The sequence below is a fragment of the Comamonas sp. MYb69 genome, assembly GCF_037479315.1.
In the GTDB taxonomy this organism is placed as follows: domain Bacteria; phylum Pseudomonadota; class Gammaproteobacteria; order Burkholderiales; family Burkholderiaceae_C; genus Comamonas.
Genome location: NZ_JBBGZG010000006.1, coordinates 217,731 through 242,430 on the forward strand (window position 1 = coordinate 217,731; position 24,700 = coordinate 242,430).

The following is a 24,700-nucleotide window of genomic DNA, read 5'->3' on the forward strand; positions in this document are numbered from 1 at the left end:
GTCAGGCCACCCAATCCGATTGCAGCAAGGCCCGCACCTGCTGCACCAGGGCCGGCTCAGCCCCCTGCACCGGCAGCAGGCCAAAGCGCACGCGGCTCAGGCGCGGCAAGCCCGCGCCGGGCAGCACAGGCGCCATCGCCTCGGTCAGCACCGCTGCATTGATGCATGCCACGCCCAGACCCGCCGCAATGGCCGACTGCAGACCGGCGACGCCCGAGGCCTGGTGGGCCACCACATAGTCCAGGCCCTGCTGGCGCAAGCGCGTCTCGGCATAGTGGCGCAGCGCGCAGCTGTCGGGCAGCACCAGCAAGGGCAGCGGCTGGCCGGGCTCGGCGGCCCATTGGCGGGCACGGGCCCAGACCAGCGGCTCTTCGGGCCCCAGCAACTGCAGGCGCTGTTTGAAAGGGGGCAGCGCCATCACCACACCCAGATCGCACTGGCCCTGGGCATAGGCGGCCTCTACCTCGGCGCTGCGCAGCACGCTGACCTCCAGCCGCACGGCAGGGTGGCATTCAGCCAGGGCCTTGAGCATGCGCGCCAGCGCATCGGGTTTGAAGTAATCGGTGACCGCCAGCTTGAGCGCCCCTTGCAGCGCCAGGCCGCGCATGTCGCGCAAGGCATGGTCGGCCATGCCCACCAGCGCCCGCGCATGGCCCAGCAGCTGGCTGCCCGCCGCCGTGGGCAGCACGCCAGTCTTGCTGCGCAGCAGCAGCGGCTTGCCAATGCATTCCTCCAGCTTCTTGATCTGCTCGCTCACTGCCGACTGCGACAGAAACAGCTGTGGCGCTGCGGCCGTCAGGCTGCCGGCCTCGACCACGGCGATCAGGGTGCGGAGCTGGGCGAGGTCCAGATGGGCCATGTTCTATCCAACGGTTTAACAGATGGATTCCATCATATCTTCCCGTTTTTCAAATGCATAGAGGGCTCGCACAATAGACCCATCAACCACCCCAGGAGCCTTTCATGCCCCATATCGCCATCCAACTCTCCGGCTCCCGCCATGCCGAGCGCCAGCAACAGATCAGCCAGGCCATCGCCCAACTCACCCAAGACATTCTGGGCAAGCGCCCCGAGGTGATTGCCATCGCCTTCACCCAGGTCGCTGCGCAGGACTGGTGGATTGCCGGCCAGACGCTGGAGGAGCTGGGACAGTCGGCCTTTCAGCTCGATATCAGCATCACCGACGAGACCAATACCAAGGCCGAAAAGGCGCGCTACCTGCAAGCGGTCTACGACACGATGGCCGGCCTGATGCCCAAGCTCCATCCGGTGTCCTATGTGCATCTGATCGATGCCCGCGCCGCCGCCTATGGCTATGGTGGCAAGACGCAGGAATACCGCTACCACCACGGTTAACCCATCCCGCCCAGCGCAGCAGCCGGGGACTTTACAGCGCCTCAGCGCTGCGCGGTGGCCAGCTTGACTGCCAGGCCGACAAACACCACGGCGGTGATCTTGTTGAGCCAGAACTGCGCACGCGGCGAGCGCAGCAGCAGGTTGCCAAAGGCGCCGGAGAACAGCGCAATGGCGCCAAACACCAGGAAGGCCGCCAGGATGAACACGGCGCCAAAGACAAAGATCTGCGGGCCGACCGGGCCGATGGCGGGGTCGGCAAACTGCGGCAAAAAGGCCAGGAAGAAGATCAGCACCTTGGGGTTGGTGAGGTTCATCACCACGCCACGGCGCACCATCACCAGCAGGTCCTTGCCCGCGATGTCCGCTCGACCGTTTCCGCTGGCAGCCGCTCCGCCAGCCGATGCATCTGCAGCCACCGGTGCCCGCCAGGCGCCCCAGGCGAGGTAGGCCAGGTAGGCCGCACCACACCACTTGAGCAGCGTGAATGCCATGCTGGACGCCGCAAACACCGCTGCCAGCCCCAGCGCCACCGCCGTGGTATGCACTACCACACCCAGGCACAGGCCCACCACCACGGCAATGCCCACGCGCCAGCCGCGCTGGATCGACTGCATCAGCACAAACAGGTTGTCCGGCCCGGGCGACAGCGCCAGCAACACGGCAACACCAAAAAAGGCCAGCAGGGATTGAAAGGTAGGCATAGGAATGTCTCGGGGAAGCGCCGCAGACCAGCGGCGAAGAACCGGCACATTATGGCCTGCGGCCCAGCCGACCAGATCTGCCAGCGCTTACGGGCGTGACAGCGGCGCAGTGACGATCCAGCCTTCCAGCGGGTCAATGCCGGGCGGCAAGCCATACAGCGCATGGCCCGCCGCATGCTGGGCCAGCGCCCAGCCGGCCTGCAACATGCAAATGGCGGCATCGAGGTGGTCGCCACTGGCATCGGCTGCCATGGTCTGCAGCTGCGCAGCATCGGCCAGCAGGCGCAGCCCCAAATGGTGCTGGCCATGCAGCAAGGCCTCCAGCAACTCTGCCCTGGCCTGGGCACGCTCGGGCGTCTGGCGCTGGCGGTCATCGCTTTTGTAGCTGCGCCGGCCAATCAACTCGCGCACCAGCATGCCGGGGTAGGCCTCCAGCGCGACGCGCTTACTTTCTCGGCGCAGCAGGCCCGGAAAATCCGCGCCCACATCCAGCAGCCGGGGCAGGCCCGCATGCAGCATCCAGGCGACAGGCGGGTTGACCCATTTCATCGACGGGCTGGAGCCTGCGGGCCCATCGGTGGCGCGGTGGGCAAACTTGCCGCCGGCGGGCCGGGCATCGCAAAAGGCTTTGAACAGGGTGCGGATCTCGCTGCGCTCCAGGCCAGCATAGTGCTGCATGCAGGCCTGCCAATCGCGGGGCCAGCCCAGTTGCGTGATCAGCTCGCGCGGCAGCGCAAACGGCAGGTCAAAGCCGCCGACCCAGGCCGGCTGCTGCTGCAAAAAATCCTGCCACTGCGCCAAGCTGGCAAAGCGCTCAAAGCCCTGCAGCGCCACCGTGCCCACCTCGGTATCCAGTTGTCCCCAGGCCACGACCACGGGTTTGCGCCGGCTGGGGCTGCTGCTGAAATCGCAGCCCAGCACCGGTGGCAGCGCAGCGCCTGGCATCGCTCAGCCCAATCCCAGCGCGACCACGCCCACGCCGATCAGCAACGCGCCGGCAATGCGCAGCAGGCGGTCGCCCTCGCCCAGCAGCTTGCCGCCAATCAGCGCGGCAAACAGCATCGAGACCTCGCGCGCAGGCGCCACATGCGAGATCGGCGCAGTCTGCACCGCATACAGCACCAGCACATAGGCCATGGGGCTGAAGATGGCGACGACCAGCGCAAAGCGCCATTGCTGCAGCCACAGACGCCGGGTCTCAGCCCAGTTCATCATGCCCAGCGGCGCCAGCATCACCACGCGCACCAGGTTGCCCATGTAGTCGAGCAGGATGGGCGAGAGCAGCATCACCTTGACGGCATAGCTGTCCACCACCGTATAGGCGGCAATGAACAGGCCCGTGAGCAGCCCGTAGTACAGGCCCTTGATGGTGCGATCGCGGGCCTCTCCGGGGCCCGGCCGGGTGGCGGCACGCAGCATGGCCGGGCCGCCAGCAATCAAAAATACGCCCGCCACCACGGCCGCGATGCCCACCGCGCCGAGGCTCGACAGATGCTCGCCCAGAAACAGCACCGCCACCATCGACGAGAGCAGCGGCCCGCTGCCGCGTGCCAGCGGGTAGACCACGGTGAGATCGGCCACCCGGTAGCCGCGTAGCAAGGTGACAAAGTAAAAGATATGCAGCAAGGCGCTGGCCGAGACAAAGGCCCATTCGGTCAGGCCCCACTGGGGCACCACATCCTTGCCCACCCACCAGCCCACCGGCAGCCACACCAGCGCATTGAGCACCGAGGTGAACAGCGAGAAGCGGGCGTCACCCCCGGCTTTCTTGGCGACGATGTTCCAGAAAGCGTGGATGATGCCGGCCGCGATGATGAGCGTGAAAGCGTGGAGCGTCATGGCTGGAGGAACGGTGGAAGCGAGACGGAAAAAAATAACCCGGGTCGGGCCCGGGTGTCACACAGTCAGGGTGCGGATCAGTTGCCTGCGCGCTGCGGAATCAGCGACAGGAACTCGCGCCGCAGATTGGGGTTGGTCAGAAACTCGCCCCGCATGACCGAGTTGAGCATCTTGGAGTCCATCTCGCGCACACCGCGCCAGGACATGCAAAAGTGCGAGGCCTCCAACACCACGGCCAGGCCATCGGGCTGGGTCTTCTTCATGATCAGATCGGCCAGCTGCACGATGGCCTCTTCCTGGATCTGGGGGCGGCCCAGCACCCAGTCGACCAGGCGCGCATATTTGGACAGGCCGATCACATTGGTGTTCTTGTTGGGCAGTACGCCGATCCAGACCTTGCCGATGACCGGGCAGAGGTGGTGGCTGCAGGCGCTGCGCACGGTGATCGGGCCGACGATCATCAGCTCGTTCAGGTGCTCGGCATTAGGGAAGGCCGTCACCTCGGGCTGGGGCACATAGCGGCCCTTGAACACCTCGGTCAGGTACATCTTGGCAACACGGCGCGCGGTGTTGCGGGTGTTGTGGTCGTCCTTGGTGTCGATGACCATGCTGTCGAGCACGCCCTGCATCTTGTGCTCGACTTCGTCAAGGAGCTGCTCGAGCTCACCGGGCTCGATGAACTCGGAGATGTTGTCATTGGCATGGAAGCGCTGCTGGGCTGCCACTATCCGCTCACGGATCTTGACGGACACCGGCGTGCCTTCGTCGCTGGCGGGTGCTTTATTCGGATCGGATAGTTCTGTAAACATAGCGGGGATGGTAGCAGCGATTGCAGACCCGCAAGCATACGGTGTTTCTCCCCCTTAGAACCTGTTCAGAGTCTCTACGCAGCCGCGTTGGAGTGCAATCGGGATGAGTTCGAAGGGATGGAACGCAGCTTGCACCAGGGTGCAAGCAAGGGCCAGCGCGCAGAAATCGCCCGATTTCACTCCAACCCGTAGGGACAGTGGCTTTGCGCTGTCCGGGAAGGGAGCGGTCTGCGTTGTTGCAAATCCTCGCAATAGCGCGGCTATTGCTGCGGTATTGCGCCTAGCATCCCATCTCGCAAAGACACTGTCGCGGCGCGAGGAGACTTTGAACAGGTTCTTAGGCCAGCGCAAGAAAAGGGTAAAAGCTATGGATTCGATAGCATTCGGCGCCCAAAAGCCGAAAAGCGGTTTTTGCCTCAGTCGCGCAGCCGGAACTCGGCAATCAAGGGCAGATGGTCGGACATGCGCCACCAGATGCGGCCCCGGGGCACAAACAGGCCGCAGGGCGTCAGACCCCGGGCATAGACATGGTCCAGCTGCACAACGGGCAGGCGCGAGGGGTAGGTCATCAGCGGCTGCTCGTCGTACTCGAACAGGCCAAAACCGGCCAGCATGCGCTTGACCTGAAAGCCCCAGTCATTGAAGTCGCCCGCGACAATCACCGGCTCATCATCGGGCACATGGGCCTTGATGAACTCATGGATCAGCGCGGTCTGGCGCAGGCGGCTGCCATGCACCAGGCCCAGGTGCACCACGATGGTGTGGATGCGCTGGCCGGCAATCGCCATCGCCACATGCAAGAGCCCGCGCTGCTCAAAGCGGTGGTCGGAGATATCACGGTGGTTCGATTCCAGAATCGGCCAGCGGGTGAGCAAGGCGTTGCCGTGCTCGCCCCAGCGCGTCGTGGCATTGGTGCGGTAGGCAGCGGTGTAGCCCAGCGGGGTCAGAAAATCCGCCTGGTTCTGCTCGGGCCAGTTGTTGAAGAAGCTCTCTTCCTTGCGGTTGTCCTTGCGCACTTCCTGCAGGCAGATGATGTCGGCATCCATCTGCTCGACCGCCAGCCCCAGGTTGTGGATCTCCAACCTGCGCACGGGTCCCAGGCCTTGCACACCTTTGTGGATGTTGTAGGTGGCCACCCGCAGTATCGGTAAATCGTCGTGAGTATCGGTCATGAAGCTATGAACCTCGGCAGCCAGAGAATGGCTTCGCTGTTCGATATGGAATAGCAGCGCTGTGCTGCCTCTTGCCAATCATGCCACGCATGGGCGGTGTGCTCCCTCGGGCTGAGCACGATCTTGGTGTAGGACGGCACCTGCAGGCTGAACACATGCTCGGTGTTCATGCAGACATCGGGCGCATAGCGGTGGCGCCAGGCCGGGTAGATCGGGTAGGTGTTCTCCAAATCCCAGTCGCGCAGCACGCAGCCAGGCTGCTGGGCATCGATGCCGGTTTCTTCAAAGACCTCGCGGATTGCCGTCTGCTGCCAGGTTTCGCTATCGCTGTCCTGGCTGCCGGTCACCGGCTGCCAGTAGTCCTGGCCCTCCATCTGGCTGACACGGCGCAGCAGCAGCACCTGCAGATCGGCCGTGTGGATGATGACCAGCACCGAGCGGGGCAGCTTGTAGGGCAGGCTGGCGCCTCTAGTCTCTTGCATCGTCAACGCTGGGCCTCGGGCTTGCGGGTGGCCACGGCCGGCGGCAAGGCCTTGGCCTGCAGCAGCCGCACCTGCTGCACCATCAGGTTGTGGGCGTTCAGGAAGGCGGCGGCAATCACCTTGCCCTCATTGGTATTGCTCCAGCCCATGCCGGCGCCGGCGCCCAGGCGGCCCAGCAGCACGCCGCCCACGCCCAGGTCGGTGGCGCGGGCCGAGCCGGTGGCGGCGGCGACCTGCTCGGTGGTTTCGTTGTCGGTAAGGAACAAGGCGGTCTGCGCCTCCTTGAACTTGACCTGCTCGGCCACACCGGCCAGGCCCGCGATATCACGCAGCACCGGGATCATCGCGATGATGCCCGCCAGGCCCCGGCCGGCATCCTGCTCGCTGAAGGTCAGGTTGGGCACCATCGTGTACTGGGCCTCATAGCCCTTGCGCTTTTGCACCGTGCCGTTAGGGCGCAGCACGCCGGCATCCTGCAGCTCGCCTTCGCGGATGGTGCCCTGCAGGCCACCGGCCCGGTCCACTACGCGAAAGCAGCCGCTTTGCTGCATCAGCAAACGCACCAGCGGCACGGGGCTGGGCGGCAGGTTGACGCTGCTGGGCATCACATAGCCGCGGGGGTTCTCCAGCAGGGCCACCGTGGCGATCGGCTCATCGCAGCGCTCCAGGCTGGCATGCGCACCCTGGCCGCCTGCCGGCCCGGCCGAGCCGGAGACCTCCGAGCCGCCCTCGCCCAGCTCGGTCTTTTTCTCGCCGCAGCCGGCCAAGGCCAGCGCGATGGCGGCCCAGGCCATGGCGCATGCCCAGCGCCCGGTTCGGTTGGAAGTCGCAGTCATCGCGTGCATGCGTACCCTTTGCAATCTGTCAGTCAGGCCAGAGCATAGCGCCCCAGAATGACAAAAAAGGCCAAAGCCTGGAGGGCTTTGGCCTTGTGGCGGCGCCGTGCATCAGGCAGGCCCATGCAGCGCGCGGTCCGCTTACTGCGCGCCGGCTGGGTTGCGCAGCTTGATGTGCAACTCGCGCAGCTGCTTTTCGTCCACAGGCGATGGGGCCTGGGTCAGCAGGTCCTGGGCGCGCTGGGTCTTGGGGAAGGCGATCACGTCGCGGATCGACTCGGAGCCGGTCATCAAGGTGATCAGACGGTCCAGACCGAAGGCCAGGCCACCGTGGGGAGGCGCGCCGTACTGCAGCGCATCCAGCAGGTAGCCGAACTTGGCACGTGCATCTTCGGCGCTGATCTTGAGCGCGGTGAACACCTTGGACTGCACATCGGCACGGTGGATACGCACCGAGCCACCGCCCAGTTCCCAACCGTTGAGCACCATGTCGTAGGCCTTGGCGATGCACTTGCCGGGGTCGGTGTCCATCAGGTCCTCATGGCCGTCCTTGGGCGACGTGAAGGGGTGGTGCACGGCGGCCCAGCGGTCGTTTTCCTCGTCGTGTTCGAACATCGGGAAGTCCACCACCCACAGCGGTGCCCAACGGTCTTCAAACAGGCCGGTGCTCTTGCCAAAGGCGCTGTGGCCGATCTTGATGCGCAGCGCGCCGATGGCGTCGTTGACGATCTTTTCCTTGTCGGCGCCAAAGAAGATCAGGTCGCCGTCTTGCGCTTCGGTGCGCTTGAGGATCTCGGCAATCGCGGCGTCATGGATGTTCTTGACGATGGGCGACTGCAGGCCGTCACGGCCCTTGGCCAGCTCGTTGACCTTGATGTAGGCCAGGCCCTTGGCGCCATAGATCTTGACGAAGTCGGTGTAGGCGTCGATGTCGCCACGCGACAGACCGCCCTGCTCGCGCGCACCACCTGGCACACGCAGGCCCACCACGCGGCCGCCCTTCATGTTGGCAGCACCCGAGAACACCTTGAAGTCCACGTCCTTCATCACGTCGGTCAGCTCGGTGAACTCCAGCTTGACGCGCAGGTCAGGCTTGTCCGAACCAAAGCGGAAGGCCGCATCCTGGTAGGTCATGATCGGGAACTCGCCCAGGTCCACATTCAGCTGGGTCTGGAACACTTCCTTGATCATGCGCTGGAAAATGGCGCGGATCTCTTCTTCGTTCAGGAACGAGGTTTCGCAGTCGATCTGCGTGAACTCGGGCTGGCGGTCAGCGCGCAGGTCTTCGTCGCGGAAGCACTTGGTGATCTGGTAGTAGCGGTCGTAGCCGGCCACCATCAGCATCTGCTTGTACAGCTGGGGCGACTGGGGCAGCGCGAAGAATTCGCCGTCGTGCACGCGGCTGGGCACCAGGTAATCACGCGCGCCTTCGGGCGTGCTCTTGCCCAGCATCGGCGTTTCGATGTCGATGAAGCCTTCCTTGTCGAGGAAGTTGCGCACCTGGATGGCCGTCTTGTAGCGCAGCATCATGTTGCGCTGCATGGTGGGGCGGCGCAGGTCCAGCACGCGGTTGGTCAGGCGCACGGTCTCCGACAGGTTCTCGTCGTCGATCTGGAATGGAGGCGTCACCGAGGCGTTGAGCACGGTCAGCTCGTGGCACAGCACTTCGATCTTGCCGCTCTTGATCGAGTCATTGGTGGTGCCTTCAGGACGGGCACGCACGAGGCCCTTGACCTGCACGCAGAACTCATTGCGCACGTCTTCGGCGACCTTGAACATCTCGGCGCGGTCAGGATCGCAGACCACCTGCACATAGCCTTCGCGGTCACGCAGGTCGATGAAAATCACACCACCGTGGTCACGGCGGCGATTGACCCAGCCGCACAGGCTCACGGTTTCGCCCATCTGGGCTTCGGTCACTTGACCGCAGTATTGGGAACGCATTGCCATAGCCAATCTTCCTGCACCGATGAAGGTGCCTTAGTTCTCAGTTATTTAGACCCCGTGGGAACATCGGGCGCAGCCACGACCCCCATCGAGACGATGTATTTAAGCGCAGCATCCACGCTCATGTTCAATTCAATGCAGTCGCTCTTGCGCACCATCACCAGGTAGCCACCCGTGGGGTTGGGCGTGGTGGGCACATAGACGCTGACAAACGCGGTATCGGCACTGTCCGGGCTCTGGTGCAGGTGGCTGTCCAGCTCACCGCTGGGCGCGCCGGTCACAAAACCGATGGTCCACATGCCGGGATGGGGCCACTGCACCATGACCGCGGTACGGAAAGCATTGCCGCTTTCGGAAAACAAGGTGTCGGAGACCTGCTTGACGCTCGAGTAGATCGAGCGCACCACCGGAATCCGGCTGACCAGCGCATCGCCCCAGCCCACCAGCTTGCGGCCGACAAAATTGCTGGCAATGCCGCCGACGATCAGCAAGATCGCCAAGGTCAGCACCACGCCGAAACCGGGGATATGGTAGCCCAGGACCTCGTCGGGCTGCCAGTGCTGCGGCAGGATCAGCAAGGTCTGGTCGAGCGTGCCGATGATCCAGTTGAGCACCCAGACCGTGATGACCCCCGGCACGATGACCAGCAAGCCGGTCAGCAACCATTTGCGCAGGGACGCCATCACCTCGTAGCCCTCAGACCGCCGAGCCGCCGCTGGCAGCCGGTGCAGATGCAGGTGCGGGCGTTGCTGCCGCTGCGGGCGCAGCCGCGTCGGCCGCAGGCGCGCTGGCCGGTGCCGCCGTAGCCGACTTGCCACTGAAGTCGGTGGCGTACCAGCCCGTGCCCTTGAGTTGGAACCCCGGGGCCGTCAGTTGCTTGGAGAAGCTGGCTTGCTTGCACTCGGGGCAGTCCGTCAGCGGTGCATCCGATATTTTTTGCAAAACATCCTTGGCATAGCCGCAGGCACTGCACTTGTAGGCGTAAATAGGCATCGCGCGTGTAAGAAAACGGAGGGAAACTCTTGATTATAGGCGGGTTGCAAAACCGATCCGGGGCGTAGGCTTAGCACTACGCCCCGCATTCAGCGCCGTTCGCTCAGCGCCCCGCCACTGCTGCGCCGCTGGCGGCGGGCGCGGTATCGGCCACAAAGGCCTGCACGTCCGTCTTCTGATTGCGGATGGCTTGCGGCGCCAGCGAGCCGACAATCATGCCGGTGAAGGCGGCCAGCACACCAGCGAGCTGGGCCGGGAAGGCAGCGCCCCAGGCCATGTTCAAACCGGCCAGCCAGATGCCGATGCCCAGGAACACCGCCAGCAGCGCGCCCTGGGTGGTGGCGCGCTTCCAGTACAGGCCCATCACCAGCGGCACAAAGGCGCCGACCAGCGGCACCTGGTAGGCGCCCGAGACCAGTTCATAGATGGGGGTGCCCTGCATGCGGATCGAATAGGCCAGCACGCAGGCGCTGAACACCAGCACGCTGATGCGCATGGTCTTGAGGTTTTCGCGGTCGCTCACCCTGGGGCGGAACTGGCGCCAGATGTTCTCGGTAAAGGTCACGCTCGGGGCAAGCAAGGTGGCCGATGCGCAGGACTTGATGGCAGACAGCAGCGCGCCAAAGAACAGCACCTGCATCACAAAAGGCATCTTCTCCATCACCAGCGTGGGCAGCACTTTTTGCGGATCGTCCTTGAGCAAGGCCGAGGTGGCCTCGGGCATGATGATCAGCGCGCTGGCCACCAGGAACATAGGCACAAAGGCGAACAGGATGTAAGCCGAGCCACCAATGATGGTGCCGCGCACGGCCGACTTTTCGGTGTTGGCCGACATCACGCGCTGAAACACGTCCTGCTGCGGGATCGAGCCCAGCATCATGGTGATGGCAGCGGCAAAGAAGAAGACGATGTCATGCCAGCTCGGCTCGGGCCAGAACTGGAACAGATCGCGGCTGGTGGCCAGGTCGATCACCTTGCCGGCGCCGCCGGCCATGTCCGACGCGAAGAAGGCCAGCACCATGAGGCCGACCACCAGGATGATCATCTGCACAAAATCGGTCACTGCCACCGACCACATGCCGCCAAACAAGGTATAGGCCAGGATGGACACCACGCCGATCACCATGCCCATGGGGATGCTGACCGCCCCGCCCGAGAGCAGGTTGAACACCAGGCCCAGCGCGGTGACCTGGGCGGAGACCCAGCCCAGGTAGCTCAGCATGATGATCAGCGAGCAGATGATCTCGACTGCGCTGCCGTAGCGCTTGCGGTAGTAGTCGCTGATGGTCAGCAGGTTCATGCGGTAGAGCTTGGCCGCAAAGAACATGCCCACCAGGATCAGGCACATGCCGGCGCCAAACGGGTCTTCGACCACATTGCGCAGGCCGCCTTCGATGAACTTGGCCGGCACACCCAGCACGATCTCGGAGCCAAACCAGGTCGCAAAGGTCGTGGTGATGATCATGAACAGCGGCAGATGGCGGCCGGCAACGGCGAAATCTGCGGTGTTCTTGACCCGTTTGGCGGCCCACAGACCCACGCCGATGGTTACAAATAGGTAGGCGATCACCATGTAGAGCAGCACGTTGTCACTCCTGCAAAGCGTAAGGGTTAGGGGTTTAAAAAAGTCGGATGCGGATGAGCACTTGCAGCACCACCAGCCCCAGGACAAAACCAATGCCTCCGCAAATGATGATCTGCAGCAGCTTGTTCGTCAATTTCTGCTGCACCAGCAGCTCCTTGAGCGTCTCGTCGTGGTGGCCGCCGCCGCCATTGCGCGCCAGGTACTGGTGCACCAGGCGGGGCATGTCGGGCAGCAGCTTGGCGTAGCGCGGCGCCTGGGATTTGAGCTCGCGCCACAGGCGCTGGGGGCCCATCTGGTCGAGCATCCATTTCTCGAGGAACGGCTTGGCCGTGCTCCAGAGGTCCAGGTCGGGGTCGAGCTGGCGGCCCAGGCCTTCGATGTTGAGCAGCGTTTTTTGCAGCAGCACCAGCTGGGGCTGGATCTCGACCTGGAAGCGCCGCGAGGTCTGGAACAGGCGCATCAGCACCATGCCCAGCGAAATTTCCTTGAGCGGGCGGTCAAAGTACGGCTCGCAGACCGCGCGGATGGCGGCTTCGAGCTCATCGACCCGGGTGTCAGGTGGCACCCAGCCGCTTTCGATGTGCAGCTCGGCCACGCGCTTGTAGTCGCGGCGGAAAAACGCGGTGAAGTTCTGCGCCAGGTACTCTTTGTCGAACTCGGTCAAGGTGCCGACAATGCCAAAGTCCAGCGAGATATAGCGGCCAAAGCTCTCGGGCTCCAGGCTGACCTGGATATTGCCGGGGTGCATGTCCGCATGGAAGAAGCCGTCGCGGAACACCTGGGTGAAGAAGATGGTCACGCCATCGCGGGCGAGCTTGGGGATATCGACACCGGCAGCGCGCAGGGTATCGACCTGGTTGATGGGCACGCCATTCATGCGCTCCATCACCATCACCTCCTGGTGGCAAAAATCCCAGAACACCTCGGGGATCAGCACCAGGTCCAGGCCTTCCATGTTGCGGCGCAGCTGGGCAGCGTTCGAGGCCTCGCGCATCAGGTCAAGCTCGTCGTGCAGGTAGGTGTCGAACTCGGCCACCACCTGGCGCGGCTTGAGGCGCTTGCCGTCGGCAGAGAACTTCTCGACCAGCTCGGCCATCGTGCGCATCAGCGCCAGGTCGCTGTCGATCACCGGCAGCATGCCCGGGCGCAGCACCTTGACGGCGACATCGCGCAGCTCACCCGCACGGGTGCGGATGGTGGCAAAGTGCACCTGGGCAATCGAGGCGCTGGCAATGGGCTTTTCGTCAAAGCTGACAAAAACCTCGGCCAGCGGCTTGCGGAAGGCCCGCTCGATGGTCTGCACTGCAATGCGCGGGTCGAACGAGGGCACGCGGTCCTGTAGCAGGGACAGCTCTTCGGCGATATCGGGGGGCAGCAGATCGCGCCGGGTCGACAGCACCTGGCCGAACTTGACAAAGATCGGGCCCAGTTGCTCCAGCGCCTCGCGCAGGCGCTGGCCGCGCGGCTCGGTCCATTTGCGGCCTATGCGCAGTACGCGGGTGATGCCCTTGAGCCAGGGGTGGTTGAAGCTCGACAGCACCATGTCATGCAAGCCATAGCGCCAGACCACCCACAAAATGGTGAAGCCGCGAAAAAAGCGCTTCATGTCGGAGTGCGCTCGCTGGCCGGGTCGCTGTCCGCAGCGTAGCCGGGGGGCGTGGGCGGTGCAGGCGGCTGGGCCTGCGCGCCGGAGCGGCCGGCGCCAAAGCGATCCGCGGTGCGCACGCCCATGCTGACGAACTGGCGCAGTGCAGCCGCTACACGCTGGCCGAGCTGGGCCAGCCAATGCGCGGGGGTGTCACCCACCAGGCGGGCCAGGTCTTCTTCCACATCCCAGCGCACATGGTCGACCAGCCACTGGATCTCGGCGGCAAACTGCACATCGCCATCGATGCGGATGGCGGGCTTCTCGCCCTGGATGACGCCGCGCGCCAAGGCCAGCGGCGAATCATCGACCACCTGCACACGCAGATCGGGGGTTTCCTGGGCGCCTGCCAGGTCCAGCAGGCCGGCGGGCGTGATCTTGAGCGCCAGCACAATGCTGCGCCACTGCACCTGAACGACGCGCCCGCTTTGGCGCACCAGGCGCTCCATGGCCGCACTTTCCTGCATCAGCACGTGGTTCAGGAACAGCACCACGCGGTGCTGCACCTCCGACACCAGCCACTGCGGGGGTTGGGCCGACTCCAGAATGCGCGCAAAAATGCCGCCCGGAAAAGAAAAAGGGGACTGTGTTGCCATAGTCCCCAATTATTCCCCAAGTCCGCCGCCTGTCGTCAGCATTAACAGGCAAAGCGGTGGAGTTTTACGGTTTGCTTACTGCAGCGCTTGCAGACCTGCTACGAGCCAACCACTGGTGCCGTCCTTGGGCTTGGTCATGTTCCAGACTTCGCGGAAGGGGCTGGGGCCTGCATGGGCTTCTTCGCGGATCATGCCCGAGAACTCGACGCTGGCCATGTACGCATTGCCGACATCCTCGATACCCAGCAGCTGGGCTTCGAGCATCACCACATCGGTCTGGTTGGGCTGCACGCCTTCGCGGTGCTGCTCACGGTCCTGCAGCTGGCCCTTGACTTCGCCGAGCATGTCGTCGGTCATCATCGAGCGCAGGGTGTTGATGTCCGAGCGGTCCCAGGCGGACTGCAGGGTCACGAAGTTGCGCTTGGCGGCCTCCAGGAAGCCATTGGTATCAAAACCTTCTGGCACACCCCAGGATTGGGCACCGGCCAGGCCGGAACCGATCATGCTGCCACCAGCGGCGGCGGCAGGCGCAGCGCCCTGCTCCCAGGGGCGGGCCGAGGCGTCGTTACCGACCTTCTCGGGGTTGTACTGCGGAGCCACCGGAGCCGAGACCGGCGCTTGCGGCGCGGCGTTGCCAGCACCTTGGAAGGCGAAGGGCGACTGCGCTGGCTGGGCCGCAGCAGCACCCTTGCGGCGCATCACAAAGCCGACAATGGCCAGCACCGCCATGATGGCCAGGCCGATCAGCAGCATGTTGGCAAAAGCTTCACCAAAGCCCAGCGAGTGGGCGAGCCAGGCCAGGCCCAGACCAGCGGCCAGGCCGCCGAGCATCGCGCCCCAAGGCTTCTTGGGCGCCGCAGGGGCGGCATTCGGGGTGGCGGGGCGCTGGGCTTGTGCAGGCGCGGTGGCATTGTTGCCAGGCGCTTGCGCAGGCGTCGCCTGCCGTTGGGTCACATTGCCGGACTGCTGGCCCATGGACTTGCCACCTCCCATGCGCTTGGCATCGGCATCGAGGTGCACAAATGCCAGCAGTACCACCAAGACCACTGACCACAGTTTTGTCATATTTGCTCCGTTTTGTTAGGGCCGGTACGCCTTTGCGCCGGCTATTACATCCACGCCCACTTCTCAGCAACACCGGTCTGTTGTGTTGTATTGCGCTGGGCACTGGGCAGGCGCCTGGCTTTGCGACCGGTATCGCGTCTCACTTTTTCAGCATTTGATCCCGACATGCAAGGCGGTAATCCCTGCCGTCATATTGTGGTAGTCCACATGGCCAAAGCCTGCTCTTTGCATCATGGCCTTGAGTTCGGCCTGGCCAGGATGCATGCGAATCGATTCGGCCAGGTAGCGGTAGCTGTCGGCATCGCCCGCCACCATCTTCCCTATACGTGGTAGCACCTGGAAGGAATACAAGTCGTAGGCCTTCTCCAGCGGCTTGGCCACCTTGGAAAACTCCAGCACCAGCAGCTTGCCGCGCGGCTTGAGCACACGGCACATTTCCTTGAGCGCCTGGTCCTTGTTGGTCATGTTGCGCAGGCCAAAGGCCACGCTCACCAGGTCAAAGTACTGGTCGGGGAAAGGCAGGGCCTCGGCATCGCAAACCGTGGTGGGCAGGTTCAGGCCCTTGTCGATCAGGCGGTCGCGGCCCACGCGCAGCATGGCTTCGTTGATATCGGTGTGCACCACCTGGCCACTCTGGCCCACCTTTTTGGCAAAGGCCAGCGACAGATCACCGGTACCGCCCGCGATGTCCAGCACGCGCTGGCCTTCCTTAAGGTTGGCGACCATGACGGTGTAGTGCTTCCAGACCCGGTGCAGGCCACCGGACATCAGGTCGTTCATCACGTCATATTTGCTCGCGACCGAGTCGAACACGCCGCGCACCTTGCGCGCCTTGTCCTTCTCGTCAACCGTCTCAAATCCAAAGTGGGTGGTACTCATGGTGTGAATGCTAGCAAGCTCTGTAACGTCCGACCCCCATACCCCGAATTATTCGAGGGTATGCAGTTCAATGCATAAAACGCCCAAAGCCAATGGTGGTGAATACTCAAAGCTATAAGTTTAATAGCTTTAAATACAAAATTTTTCCGAATGACCGCGTGGCCATTCGGTGATCAGGGCCAGTGCTGGCTCAGTGCTGGTGTCCGCAGGCGTTGCCGGCCTTGCCAGGCATGGGCTGGTCGCGGTCCGCGCCTGCGGCCTGCAGGCGGTTCAGGTAGTCCTGCCAGAGCTCGGTCTGGCGGCTGCCCAGCTCGTAGAGGTACTGCCAGCTGTAGAGGCCGCTTTCATGGCCGTCTGAGAAGACGGGCTTGATGGCATAGTTGCCCACCGGCTCCACCGCGACGATCGCCACCTCGCGCTTGCCGGTCTGCAGCACCTCCTGGCCCGGGCCGTGGCCCTGCACTTCGGCGGACGGCGAGTACACGCGCAGCAGCTCGAACGGCAGGCGAAAGGCCGCGCCATCGGCGTATTGCACTTCCAGCACGCGGCTTGCGCCATGCACCGTCAGTGCGGTCGGGGTGGGGGTATCCTGGTTCAAGCCAGCCATGTCAATCCTTTGCAAACCAGGCCAAGCGGCCCGCAGGCCCAAGCCCAGATGAATGCAGGGCGGGCCCTCTGCGCCAGCGCCATGCTATCAAAAACAATAGCAATTATGCCGTACGCAGGCGCTCCAGCGCTGCCTGCATGCGGGCCTCGGCAGCGGGTAGCTGCGCTGCCAGCGCCGCTTCGCGCTGCGCATCGCGTGGCCGCTGGGCCGCAGCCCAGACGGGCGCGGGGAAATGGCTGTCCTCCGCGAAGCGCGCAATCACATGCCAGTGCAGATGGGGCACCATATTGCCCAGGGTCGCCAGGTTGATCTTGGCCGGTGCGGGCTCCAGCGCCCGCAGCGCCAGCTCCACCGCCATCACCGCATCCATGCACCACTGGCGCTCGGACTCGGACAGATCCGACAGCTCGGCCACATGCGCGCCCCAGACCACGCGGTAGAAGGCGGGAAAACCGGCCTCGTCGGCATGGATGACGCGCAGCAGCGCGCCACCCCGGGCGCCCTGCCAGACCAGGCGTCCGCCCTCGGTCTGGCACAGCGGGCAGTCGGGGTTAGCGTTGGCGTGGGTGGCCGTCATACCAGCACCCGCTCGATGCCACCGTGGTTGGCACGCTGCACATACTCGGGCATCCAGTTCTCACCCAGGATCTCGCGCGCCATCTCGACCACGATGTAGTCCGCTTCGAGCAGGCCGTTTTGCAGGTCGTCCTGGTAGCGGTTGAGGCCCTGCAGGCAGCTCGGGCAGCTGGTCAGAATCTTGACGTTCTCCTTGGCTTCGACCTGGCCGGATTCGCGCAACTGCGCTTCGCCCTTGCGGATTTCTTCCGTCTTGCGAAAGCGGATCTGGGTCGAGATATCGGGACGGGTCACACCCAAGGTTCCCGATTCGCCGCAGCAGCGCTCGCTCTTCAGCACGTTGTCACCCACCAGGGCCTTGACGGTCTTCATCGGGTCCTGCTGCTTCATCGGCGTGTGGCAGGGGTCGTGGTACAGGTAGGAGCTCTTGCCCTGCAAGGTCACGCCCTTTTCCAGCAGGTACTCATGGATGTCGATGATGCGGCAGCCCGGGAAGATCTTGTCGAACTGGTAGCCCTGGAGCTGGTCGTAGCAGGTGCCGCAGCTCACCACCACGGTCTTGATGTCCAGGTAGTTCAAGGTGGTGGCGACGCGGTGGAAGAGCACCCGGTTGTCGGTGATCATCTTCTCGGCCTTGTCGAACTGGCCCGAGCCGCGCTGGGGATAGCCGCAGCACAGATAGCCCGGCGGCAGCACGGTCTGCACACCGGCATGCCAGAGCATGGCCTGTGTGGCCAGGCCGACCTGACTGAACAGGCGCTCGGAGCCGCAACCGGGGAAATAGAACACCGCCTCGGTCTCGGAGGTGGTGGTCTTTGGGTCCCGGATGATGGGCACGTAGTCCTTGTTCTCGATATCGAGCAGCGCGCGCGCCGTCTGCTTGGGCAGGCCACCGGGCAACTTCTTGTTGACGAAGTGGATCACCTGCTCCTTGAGCGGTGCCGTGCCCACGCTGGCGGGCGGGTGCGCGGTCTGGCGTTTGCCAAAGCCCTTGAGCACATCAACGGCCAGGCGCTGGGCCTTGAAGCCCACGCCCACCATGGTCTTGCGCAGCAGCTTGATGGTGTCCGGATTGGTCGCGTTGAGCATGGCCATCGCCACCTTGTTGCCCGGACGGAAGCTCTTCTTGCCCATCTGGCGCAGCAGGTTGCGCATATTCATCGTCACATCGCCAAAGTCGATCTTGACCGGGCAAGGCGTGGCGCACTTGTGGCAGACCGTGCAGTGGTCCGAAACATCCTCGAACTCCTGCCAGTGGCGGATGGACACACCTCGGCGCGTCTGCTCTTCGTAGAGGAAGGCCTCGACGAGAAGCGAGGTCGCCAGAATCTTGTTGCGGGGCGAATACAGCAGGTTGGCGCGCGGCACATGGGTGGCGCAAACCGGCTTGCACTTGCCGCAGCGCAGGCAGTCCTTGACCGAGTCGGCAATCGCGCCGATATGGCTTTGCTGCATGATCAGCGACTCATGCCCCATCAGGCCAAACGATGGCGTGTAGGCATTGGTCAGGTCGGCATACATCAGCGACTTGCGCGATTTGTCGCCCGCATAGGTCTGCTCCAGCAGCAGGCGGCGCTCTTCGGGGCGCAGCAGCTTGCCCTTGTTGAAGTGGCCATGCGGGTCGATCTTGGCCTTGTACTCGGCAAAGGGGCGCAGCTCGTCGTCGCTCAAAAACTCCAGCTTGGTGATGCCGATGCCGTGCTCTCCCGAGATCACGCCGTCCAGGCTGCGCGCCAGCGCCATGATGCGGGCCACGGCGGCATGCGCGGTGGTCAGCATTTCATAGTCATCGCTGTTGACCGGCAGGTTGGTGTGCACATTGCCGTCGCCGGCATGCATGTGCAGCGCGACAAACACGCGGCCCTTGAGCACGCGCTGGTGGATGGCCACCACCTCGTCCATGATCGGCTTATAGGCCGAGCCACCAAAGATCGCGGCCAGCGGCGCGCGCAGATCGCTCTTCCAGCTGGCGCGCAGGCTATGGTCCTGCAGCTGGCGGAACTGCTCGGCCACGCCATCGAGCCAGCCCTGCCAGCGGTTGCGCACCTCGGTAACCAGCACCAGCGCTTGCGCGACGCGGTCTTCCAGCAGCTCGGCGGACGGGATGTCGTTGGCATCGTCCTGCTTGCCCAGCGGCAGCTTGCCCTTGGCAAAAAATTCGTGCAGCGCGTCGCAGAGCTTGATCTTGTTGTTCAGCGACAGCTCGATGTTGATGCGCTCGATGCCATCGGTGTACTCGGCCATGCGGGGCAGCGGGATCACCACATCTTCGTTGATCTTGAAGGCATTAGTGTGGCGGCTGATGGCGGCGGTGCGCTTGCGGTCCAGCCAGAATTTCTTGCGCGCCTCGGGGCTGATGGCTATAAAGCCTTCGCCACTGCGCGAGTTGGCGATGCGCACCACTTCGCTGGTCACGCGCGCCACCTCATCGGGGTTGTCGCCGACGATGTCGCCAAACAGCACCATCTTGGGCAGGCCGCCGTGCTTCTTGCTCTTGGTCGCATAGCCCACCGCCTTCAGGTAGCGGTCGTCGAGGTGCTCGAGCCCGGCCAGCAGAACGCCGCAGCGCTTTTGCTCGCCAAACATATAGTCCTTGATCTCGACGATCGAGGGCACGGCATCCTTGGCATTGCCAAAGAACTCCAGGCAGACGGTGCGGGTGTGCGAAGGCATGCGGTGCACCACCCAGCGCGCGCTGGTAATGAGGCCATCGCAGCCCTCTTTCTGGATGCCCGGCAGGCCCGAGAGGAACTTGTCGGTCACATCCTTGCCCAGGCCTTCCTTGCGGAACTTGTAGCCGGGGATGTCCAGGCGCTCGGTGCGCACCAGGGTCTTGCCGTCGGCCTCCAGGTACTTCAGCTCGAAGCTGGCCATCTCGGCGTCGTGGATCTTGCCCAGGTTGTGGTCCAGGCGTGTGACTTCCAGCCACTGCGCATCGGGCGTGACCATGCGCCAGCTCGCCAGGTTGTCCAGCGCCGTACCCCAGAGCACGGCCTTCTTGCCGCCGGCATTCATCGCGATATTGCCGCCGATGCACGAGGCCTCGATCGAGGTCGGATCGACCGCAAACACAAAGCCGCCGCGCTCGGCCGCATCGGCCACGCGCTGGGTCACGACACCGGCCTGCGACCAGACGGTGGGCACCAGGTGGTCGATGCCTGGCAGGGACACCATCTCCACCTCGGACATCTTCTCGAGCTTTTCGGTATTGATGACGGCACTGCGCCAGCTCAGCGGAATCGCGCCGCCGGTGTAGCCGGTGCCGCCGCCGCGCGGCACAATCGTCAGCCCCAGGCCGATACAGGCCTTGACCAGCACGGCCATTTCCTCTTCGGTGTCGGGCGTCAGCACGACAAACGGGTATTCGACGCGCCAGTCGGTCGCATCAGTCACATGGCTCACACGTGAGAGGCCGTCGAACTTGACGTTGTCCTTCGCCGTCAGCGGCTTGAAGGTGCGCTGCACCTTGCGGCGCAACTCGGTGGCCTCCTGCAAGGTGGTGTCGAACTCGGACACCGCCACCTGTGCTGCGGCAATCAGCTGCCCCACCAGCGCATCGCGCGCCGGGTCCTCGGCGGGCGCGCGGCGCTTTTGCACCTCAGCCAGGCGGTGCTCCAGTGCCTCCACCAGCTGCTTGCGGCGGCCTGGGTTGTGCAGCAGGTCGTCTTGCAGATAGGGGTTGCGTTGCACCACCCAGATATCCCCCATCACCTCGTAGAGCATGCGCGCCGAGCGGCCCGTCTTGCGCTCCTGGCGCAGCTGGTCGAGCAGATCCCAGGCCTGCGCGCCCAGCAAGCGAATGACGATTTCGCGGTCGGAGAACGAGGTGTAGTTGTAGGGGATCTCGCGGAGACGGGCGGGCCCGTCAACCTGTGCTTGCAAGCTTGCCAGCGCAATCGGTGCGTTCATGTGTGGGGACCTGTACGGGAGCGGGCGCTCCCTTTTATGGGTAAGCAGTGGGGCCACCGATTTTATGACACCGGGCTTGCACGCATGGCTGCCCGTTTTAAAACATGGTACGCCGCAGTCTGGCTTTGCCGCATGGCCCCTGCCGGCGCTGGAGCCATCCCGGCGCCCGCCTGCGTCAGCGCCTACTTTTTCCTATTTTTTCTTATTTGATCGAAATTGAGCATTTCGAACCCCCCACCCACCTCTACCACAACTGTTTGACAGTCCCATGTGACAACCCCAAAGCACTGTCGCGTCTAAACCCCTAAGGTTACACTTTTCTCTCGAATACGAATGGCGGCTGAACTACAATCGTAACGCCTTGTATTTGTTGACGCTGTGCGGACGGGCGCTGGCTTTCCCCAGTTGCCTAAAACCAGCGGATATGCCACAACGTCACAGAACATTCACAAACGCCACATACGATTCGTTTTTGAGCGTTTTATAAACCCCTAGGAGCATTCATGCACTTCAAGCGTTTGGTCATCGCTGCCGGTATTGCAGCCACTACCAGCCTGTCCGCCCATGCCGTCACCGAGATCCAATGGTGGCACTCCATGACCGCCGTGAACAACGAATGGGTCAACGACCTGGCCAAGGAGTTCAACGACAGCCAAAAGGAATACAAGGTTGTGCCAACCTTCAAGGGTGTGTACGACGAGTCGATGACGGCAGCGATCGCCGCCTTCCGCTCGGGCAATGCGCCCCACATCCTGCAAGTGTTTGAAGTGGGCACCGCCACGATGATGGCCTCCAAGGGCGCCACCGTGCCCGTGGGCAAGGTGATGTCCGACGCCGGCGTGTCCTTCGACCCCAAGGCCTACATCCCAGCGGTTGCCGGTTACTACACCGCGCCTAACGGCCAGATGCTGAGCTTCCCGTTCAACAGCTCGACGACCATCTTCTACTACAACAAGGACGCCTTCAAGAAGGCCGGTCTGGACGCGGAAAAGGCGCCCACCACCTGGCCTGAAGTGTTCGCTGCTGCCAAGAAGCTCAAGGAAAGCGGCCACAGCTGCCCGATGACCCTGGCATGGCAAGGCTGGACCCAGCTGGAGTCCTTCTCCACCTGGCACAACGTCGAGTTCGCGACCGAGCACAATGGCCTGTCTGCCAACGGCTACAAGGCACGCCTGAAGATCAACTCGCCACTGCACGTCAAGCACATCGACAACCTGGCCGCTGCCGCCAAGGCCGGTGAGTTTGTCTACAAGGGCCGTGCGTCCACCGCCCAGGCTTCGTTCACCGCCGGTGAATGCGCGATGATCCAGACCTCGTCCGGTTTCTACGGCGACGTGGCCAAGAACGCCAAGTTCGCCTACGGCCTGGCACCCCTGCCTTACTACCCTGACGTCAAGGGCGCGCCTCAGAACACCGTGATCGGTGGCGCATCGCTGTGGGTGATGGCCGGCAAGAAATCCGAAGAGTACAAGGGCGTGGCCAAGTTCTTCGAATTCCTGTCGCAAACCAAGGTGCAGGCCGCTTCGCACCAGCGCACCGGCTACCTGCCTGTGACGATGGCCGCGTATGACCTGACCGAAAAGTCCGGTTTCTACCAAAAGAACCCTGGCACCGACACCGCCGTGACGCAGATGATCCGCAAGGTCACCGACAACTCGCGTGGTATCCGCCTGGGCAACTACGTACAGATCCGCACCATCGAGGACGAAGAACTCGAACAGGTCTGGGCTGGCAAGAAGACCGGCAAGGAAGCCCTGGACTCCATCGTGAGCCGTGGCAACGAACTGCTGGCCCGCTTCGAAAAGTCGTACAAGCCTTAATCCTTTCATCACATGCGCCCACCCTGCACGCGTGGGGCGGGCGCAGTCGATGAGCCATCGCCCGGCGGCTGTCCTCAGCCCCGGCGGTTTTTTTGTTTTTGAGCTCCATCATGGAAAAACGCGTACTTTTCCGCTCTAAATGGCTGCCCTGGGTGTTGATTGCACCGCAGTTGCTGATCATTGGCATTTTCTTTTTCTGGCCCGCTGGCCAGGCTGTGCTGCAGTCCTTCCAGATGGAAGACGCCTTCGGCATGAGCACCGAATGGGTGGGGCTGGAGAACTTCCGCAACCTGTTCGCCGATCCCACCTATCTGAATTCCTTCAAGCGCACCGCCATGTTCTCGGTGCTGGTCGCAGGCGCGGGCATTGCCATCTCGCTGGTGCTGGCCATCTTTGCCGACCGCATCGTGCGCTTTGCGATGGTCTACAAGACCTTGCTGATCGTTCCCTACGCTGTTGCGCCCGTCATTGCCGGCGTGCTGTGGGTGTTCCTGTTCTCGCCATCCATCGGCGTGGTCACCTATTACCTGGGCAAGCTGGGCTACAACTGGAACCACATGATGAATGACAACCAGGCGATGGCGCTGATCGTCATGGCCTCGGTGTGGAAGCAGATTTCCTACAACTTCCTGTTCTTCCTGGCGGGCCTGCAGTCCATCCCCAAGGCGCTGATCGAAGCGGCATCGATCGATGGTGCCAGCCCCTGGCGCCGCTTCTGGAACATCCAGCTGCCGCTGCTCTCGCCCACCACCTTCTTCCTGCTGGTGATCAACATCGTCTACGCGTTCTTCGACACCTTCGGCATCATCGATGCGGCAACGCAAGGCGGCCCCGGCCAATCGACCTCGATCCTGGTCTACAAGGTCTACCAGGACGGCTTCAAGGCGCTGGATCTGGGCGGCTCCGCAGCGCAGTCCGTCGTGCTGATGCTGATCGTCATCGTGCTGACCGTGGTGCAGTTCCGCTATGTTGAAAAGAAAGTGCAGTACTGATCATGGTTGACCGCAATCCCTGGCTCAATTTCCTCTCGCACGCCGTGCTGGTGCTCGGCGTGGCGATTGTGGCCTTCCCGCTGTACCTGGCTTTCATTGCATCGACCCACACGGCCGATGCCATCGTGCAGTCTCCCATGCCGCTGCTGCCTGGCGCCCACCTCTGGGAAAACTACCAGGCCGCGCTGTTTGGCTCGGGCAAGCTGGGCTCCAACACCAATGTCATGCACATGATGTGGGTGAGCTTCTGGGTGGCGATGATCATCACCGTCGGCAAGATCGCGATCTCGCTGCTGTCGGCCTTTGCCATCGTCTACTTCCGCTTCCCCTTCAAGATGATCTGCTTCTGGGCGATTTTCCTCACGCTGATGCTGCCCGTTGAAGTGCGGATTCTGCCCACCTACAAGGTCGTGGCGGAACTCGGCCTGCTCAACAGCTATGCCGGTCTGACCTTGCCGCTGATCGCCTCGGCCACCGCCACCTTCCTGTTCCGCCAGTTCTTCCTGACGGTGCCCGATGAGCTGGTGGAAGCCGCACGCATCGACGGCGCCGGCGCGATGCGCTTTTTCAAGGACATCCTGGTGCCGCTGTCGCGCACCTCGATTGCGGCCCTGTTCGTGATCCAGTTCATCTACGGCTGGAACCAGTACCTCTGGCCCTTGCTGATGACCACCTCGGAAGACATGTACCCCGTGGTGATCGGTATCAAGCGCATGCTGGCAGGCGGCGAAGCCGCTGTGGACTGGAATATCGTGATGGCCACCGCCATCTTGGCCATGCTGCCACCGACCCTGGTGGTGATGCTGATGCAAAAGTGGTTTGTCAAAGGTCTGGTGGATACCGAAAAGTAACCCCTCGCCATCTTGTCCCTCCACCATCTTTGACCGATAC

23 protein-coding genes are annotated in these 24,700 nt (G+C 63.3%); 4 read left to right on the forward strand and 19 right to left on the reverse strand.

What is annotated here, in order from left to right:
* Position 1 precedes the first annotated feature (1 nt).
* Positions 2–859, reverse strand: a complete 858-nt coding sequence (locus WH303_RS10830; protein WP_339518413.1) for a LysR substrate-binding domain-containing protein — start codon at positions 857–859, stop codon at positions 2–4.
* 104 nt (positions 860–963) lie between these two features.
* Here WH303_RS10830 and WH303_RS10835 point away from each other — a divergent pair, with 104 nt between their 5' ends.
* On the forward strand, positions 964–1,356 hold the full coding sequence (locus tag WH303_RS10835; RefSeq protein ID WP_339518415.1) for a tautomerase family protein: 393 nt from the start codon (positions 964–966) through the stop codon (positions 1,354–1,356).
* Positions 1,357–1,397: 41 nt separating this feature from the next.
* On the opposite strand, the gene WH303_RS10840 is transcribed toward WH303_RS10835, so the two are convergent.
* The 18 genes from WH303_RS10840 to WH303_RS10925 form a co-directional block, all read right to left on the reverse strand.
* A complete protein-coding gene (locus tag WH303_RS10840) occupies positions 1,398–2,057 on the reverse strand; it encodes a LysE family translocator (protein ID WP_339518417.1) in 660 nt (219 codons plus the stop codon).
* 87 nt (positions 2,058–2,144) lie between these two features.
* On the reverse strand, positions 2,145–3,002 hold the full coding sequence (locus tag WH303_RS10845; RefSeq protein ID WP_339518419.1) for a DUF429 domain-containing protein: 858 nt from the start codon (positions 3,000–3,002) through the stop codon (positions 2,145–2,147).
* Between the two features lie 3 nt (positions 3,003–3,005).
* Complete coding sequence (locus WH303_RS10850) at positions 3,006–3,896, reverse strand: DMT family transporter (protein ID WP_339518421.1); 891 nt, start codon at positions 3,894–3,896, stop codon at positions 3,006–3,008.
* A 77-nt stretch (positions 3,897–3,973) separates the two neighbouring features.
* Positions 3,974–4,705 carry a GTP cyclohydrolase I gene (folE, locus tag WH303_RS10855; RefSeq protein ID WP_021027847.1) on the reverse strand — a complete coding sequence of 244 codons (732 nt, stop codon included), beginning with the start codon at positions 4,703–4,705 and terminating at the stop codon, positions 3,974–3,976.
* Positions 4,706–5,121: 416 nt separating this feature from the next.
* A complete protein-coding gene (locus tag WH303_RS10860; RefSeq protein WP_021027846.1) occupies positions 5,122–5,877 on the reverse strand; it encodes an endonuclease/exonuclease/phosphatase family protein in 756 nt (251 codons plus the stop codon).
* Positions 5,874–6,359, reverse strand: a complete 486-nt coding sequence (gene nudB / locus WH303_RS10865) for a dihydroneopterin triphosphate diphosphatase (protein WP_339518423.1) — start codon at positions 6,357–6,359, stop codon at positions 5,874–5,876. The genes WH303_RS10860 and nudB overlap by 4 nt, the downstream gene beginning before the upstream one ends.
* A 2-nt stretch (positions 6,360–6,361) precedes the next feature.
* Positions 6,362–7,195: a CsgG/HfaB family protein gene (locus WH303_RS10870; RefSeq protein WP_339518425.1), complete on the reverse strand. Its 834-nt coding sequence runs from the start codon at positions 7,193–7,195 to the stop codon at positions 6,362–6,364.
* A 141-nt stretch (positions 7,196–7,336) separates the two neighbouring features.
* Complete coding sequence (aspS, locus tag WH303_RS10875; RefSeq protein ID WP_116927055.1) at positions 7,337–9,145, reverse strand: aspartate--tRNA ligase; 1,809 nt, start codon at positions 9,143–9,145, stop codon at positions 7,337–7,339.
* A 41-nt stretch (positions 9,146–9,186) separates the two neighbouring features.
* Complete coding sequence (locus tag WH303_RS10880; RefSeq protein WP_339518478.1) at positions 9,187–9,825, reverse strand: DUF502 domain-containing protein; 639 nt, start codon at positions 9,823–9,825, stop codon at positions 9,187–9,189.
* A gap of 13 nt (positions 9,826–9,838) precedes the next feature.
* The gene (locus tag WH303_RS10885) at positions 9,839–10,135 is read right to left on the reverse strand and encodes an FmdB family zinc ribbon protein (protein WP_339518429.1); all 297 of its coding nucleotides are present in this window, start codon (positions 10,133–10,135) and stop codon (positions 9,839–9,841) included.
* Between the two features lie 103 nt (positions 10,136–10,238).
* Complete coding sequence (locus WH303_RS10890; RefSeq protein WP_021027840.1) at positions 10,239–11,720, reverse strand: sodium:solute symporter family protein; 1,482 nt, start codon at positions 11,718–11,720, stop codon at positions 10,239–10,241.
* A gap of 34 nt (positions 11,721–11,754) precedes the next feature.
* Entirely contained in the window at positions 11,755–13,326 is a 1,572-nt protein-coding gene (gene ubiB, locus WH303_RS10895; protein WP_021027839.1) for a ubiquinone biosynthesis regulatory protein kinase UbiB, read from the reverse strand.
* Positions 13,323–13,961, reverse strand: a complete 639-nt coding sequence (locus WH303_RS10900) for a hypothetical protein (protein WP_339518432.1) — start codon at positions 13,959–13,961, stop codon at positions 13,323–13,325. Before WH303_RS10900 ends, ubiB begins: the two co-directional genes overlap by 4 nt.
* A 75-nt stretch (positions 13,962–14,036) precedes the next feature.
* On the reverse strand, positions 14,037–15,026 hold the full coding sequence (locus WH303_RS10905; RefSeq protein WP_021027837.1) for a Tim44 domain-containing protein: 990 nt from the start codon (positions 15,024–15,026) through the stop codon (positions 14,037–14,039).
* A gap of 147 nt (positions 15,027–15,173) precedes the next feature.
* On the reverse strand, positions 15,174–15,905 hold the full coding sequence (ubiE, locus tag WH303_RS10910; RefSeq protein ID WP_339518435.1) for a bifunctional demethylmenaquinone methyltransferase/2-methoxy-6-polyprenyl-1,4-benzoquinol methylase UbiE: 732 nt from the start codon (positions 15,903–15,905) through the stop codon (positions 15,174–15,176).
* Positions 15,906–16,095: 190 nt separating this feature from the next.
* Entirely contained in the window at positions 16,096–16,512 is a 417-nt protein-coding gene (locus WH303_RS10915) for a DUF971 domain-containing protein (protein ID WP_339518437.1), read from the reverse strand.
* 103 nt (positions 16,513–16,615) lie between these two features.
* Positions 16,616–17,089: an HIT family protein gene (locus WH303_RS10920; protein WP_339518439.1), complete on the reverse strand. Its 474-nt coding sequence runs from the start codon at positions 17,087–17,089 to the stop codon at positions 16,616–16,618.
* A complete protein-coding gene (locus WH303_RS10925) occupies positions 17,086–20,997 on the reverse strand; it encodes an FAD/FMN-binding oxidoreductase (protein WP_339518440.1) in 3,912 nt (1,303 codons plus the stop codon). The genes WH303_RS10920 and WH303_RS10925 overlap by 4 nt, the downstream gene beginning before the upstream one ends.
* A 503-nt stretch (positions 20,998–21,500) precedes the next feature.
* Here WH303_RS10925 and ugpB point away from each other — a divergent pair.
* The 3 genes from ugpB (at position 21,501) to ugpE (ending at position 24,660) form a co-directional block, all read left to right on the forward strand.
* Positions 21,501–22,817 (forward strand): sn-glycerol-3-phosphate ABC transporter substrate-binding protein UgpB, encoded by a 1,317-nt coding sequence (gene ugpB / locus WH303_RS10930; protein WP_133858713.1) that lies wholly within the window; start codon positions 21,501–21,503, stop codon positions 22,815–22,817.
* A gap of 110 nt (positions 22,818–22,927) precedes the next feature.
* On the forward strand, positions 22,928–23,809 hold the full coding sequence (gene ugpA, locus WH303_RS10935; protein WP_027011101.1) for a sn-glycerol-3-phosphate ABC transporter permease UgpA: 882 nt from the start codon (positions 22,928–22,930) through the stop codon (positions 23,807–23,809).
* Positions 23,810–23,811: 2 nt separating this feature from the next.
* Positions 23,812–24,660, forward strand: coding sequence for a sn-glycerol-3-phosphate ABC transporter permease UgpE (gene ugpE / locus WH303_RS10940; RefSeq protein ID WP_021027830.1), 849 nt, complete (start codon positions 23,812–23,814; stop codon positions 24,658–24,660).
* The last annotated feature ends 40 nt before the right edge of the window (positions 24,661–24,700 follow it).

What these genes read in the sequence shown, in the direction of transcription:
- WH303_RS10915 (WP_339518437.1), bottom strand. Translation starts at nt 16,512, where the DNA reads ATGGCTGGCTTGAACCAGGATACCCCCACCCCGACCGCACTGACGGTG.
- WH303_RS10870 (WP_339518425.1), bottom strand. Translation starts at nt 7,195, where the DNA reads ATGACTGCGACTTCCAACCGAACCGGGCGCTGGGCATGCGCCATGGCC.
- ugpE (WP_021027830.1), top strand. Translation starts at nt 23,812, where the DNA reads ATGGTTGACCGCAATCCCTGGCTCAATTTCCTCTCGCACGCCGTGCTG.
- WH303_RS10905 (WP_021027837.1), bottom strand. Translation starts at nt 15,026, where the DNA reads ATGACAAAACTGTGGTCAGTGGTCTTGGTGGTACTGCTGGCATTTGTG.
- ubiB (WP_021027839.1), bottom strand. Translation starts at nt 13,326, where the DNA reads ATGAAGCGCTTTTTTCGCGGCTTCACCATTTTGTGGGTGGTCTGGCGC.
- WH303_RS10835 (WP_339518415.1), top strand. Translation starts at nt 964, where the DNA reads ATGCCCCATATCGCCATCCAACTCTCCGGCTCCCGCCATGCCGAGCGC.
- nudB (WP_339518423.1), bottom strand. Translation starts at nt 6,359, where the DNA reads ATGCAAGAGACTAGAGGCGCCAGCCTGCCCTACAAGCTGCCCCGCTCG.
- WH303_RS10925 (WP_339518440.1), bottom strand. Translation starts at nt 20,997, where the DNA reads ATGAACGCACCGATTGCGCTGGCAAGCTTGCAAGCACAGGTTGACGGG.
- WH303_RS10920 (WP_339518439.1), bottom strand. Translation starts at nt 17,089, where the DNA reads ATGACGGCCACCCACGCCAACGCTAACCCCGACTGCCCGCTGTGCCAG.
- WH303_RS10830 (WP_339518413.1), bottom strand. Translation starts at nt 859, where the DNA reads ATGGCCCATCTGGACCTCGCCCAGCTCCGCACCCTGATCGCCGTGGTC.
- WH303_RS10850 (WP_339518421.1), bottom strand. Translation starts at nt 3,896, where the DNA reads ATGACGCTCCACGCTTTCACGCTCATCATCGCGGCCGGCATCATCCAC.
- WH303_RS10860 (WP_021027846.1), bottom strand. Translation starts at nt 5,877, where the DNA reads ATGACCGATACTCACGACGATTTACCGATACTGCGGGTGGCCACCTAC.
- ubiE (WP_339518435.1), bottom strand. Translation starts at nt 15,905, where the DNA reads ATGAGTACCACCCACTTTGGATTTGAGACGGTTGACGAGAAGGACAAG.
- WH303_RS10885 (WP_339518429.1), bottom strand. Translation starts at nt 10,135, where the DNA reads ATGCCTATTTACGCCTACAAGTGCAGTGCCTGCGGCTATGCCAAGGAT.
- WH303_RS10840 (WP_339518417.1), bottom strand. Translation starts at nt 2,057, where the DNA reads ATGCCTACCTTTCAATCCCTGCTGGCCTTTTTTGGTGTTGCCGTGTTG.
- WH303_RS10880 (WP_339518478.1), bottom strand. Translation starts at nt 9,825, where the DNA reads ATGGCGTCCCTGCGCAAATGGTTGCTGACCGGCTTGCTGGTCATCGTG.
- ugpA (WP_027011101.1), top strand. Translation starts at nt 22,928, where the DNA reads ATGGAAAAACGCGTACTTTTCCGCTCTAAATGGCTGCCCTGGGTGTTG.
- WH303_RS10900 (WP_339518432.1), bottom strand. Translation starts at nt 13,961, where the DNA reads ATGGCAACACAGTCCCCTTTTTCTTTTCCGGGCGGCATTTTTGCGCGC.
- ugpB (WP_133858713.1), top strand. Translation starts at nt 21,501, where the DNA reads ATGCACTTCAAGCGTTTGGTCATCGCTGCCGGTATTGCAGCCACTACC.
- aspS (WP_116927055.1), bottom strand. Translation starts at nt 9,145, where the DNA reads ATGGCAATGCGTTCCCAATACTGCGGTCAAGTGACCGAAGCCCAGATG.
- folE (WP_021027847.1), bottom strand. Translation starts at nt 4,705, where the DNA reads ATGTTTACAGAACTATCCGATCCGAATAAAGCACCCGCCAGCGACGAA.
- WH303_RS10845 (WP_339518419.1), bottom strand. Translation starts at nt 3,002, where the DNA reads ATGCCAGGCGCTGCGCTGCCACCGGTGCTGGGCTGCGATTTCAGCAGC.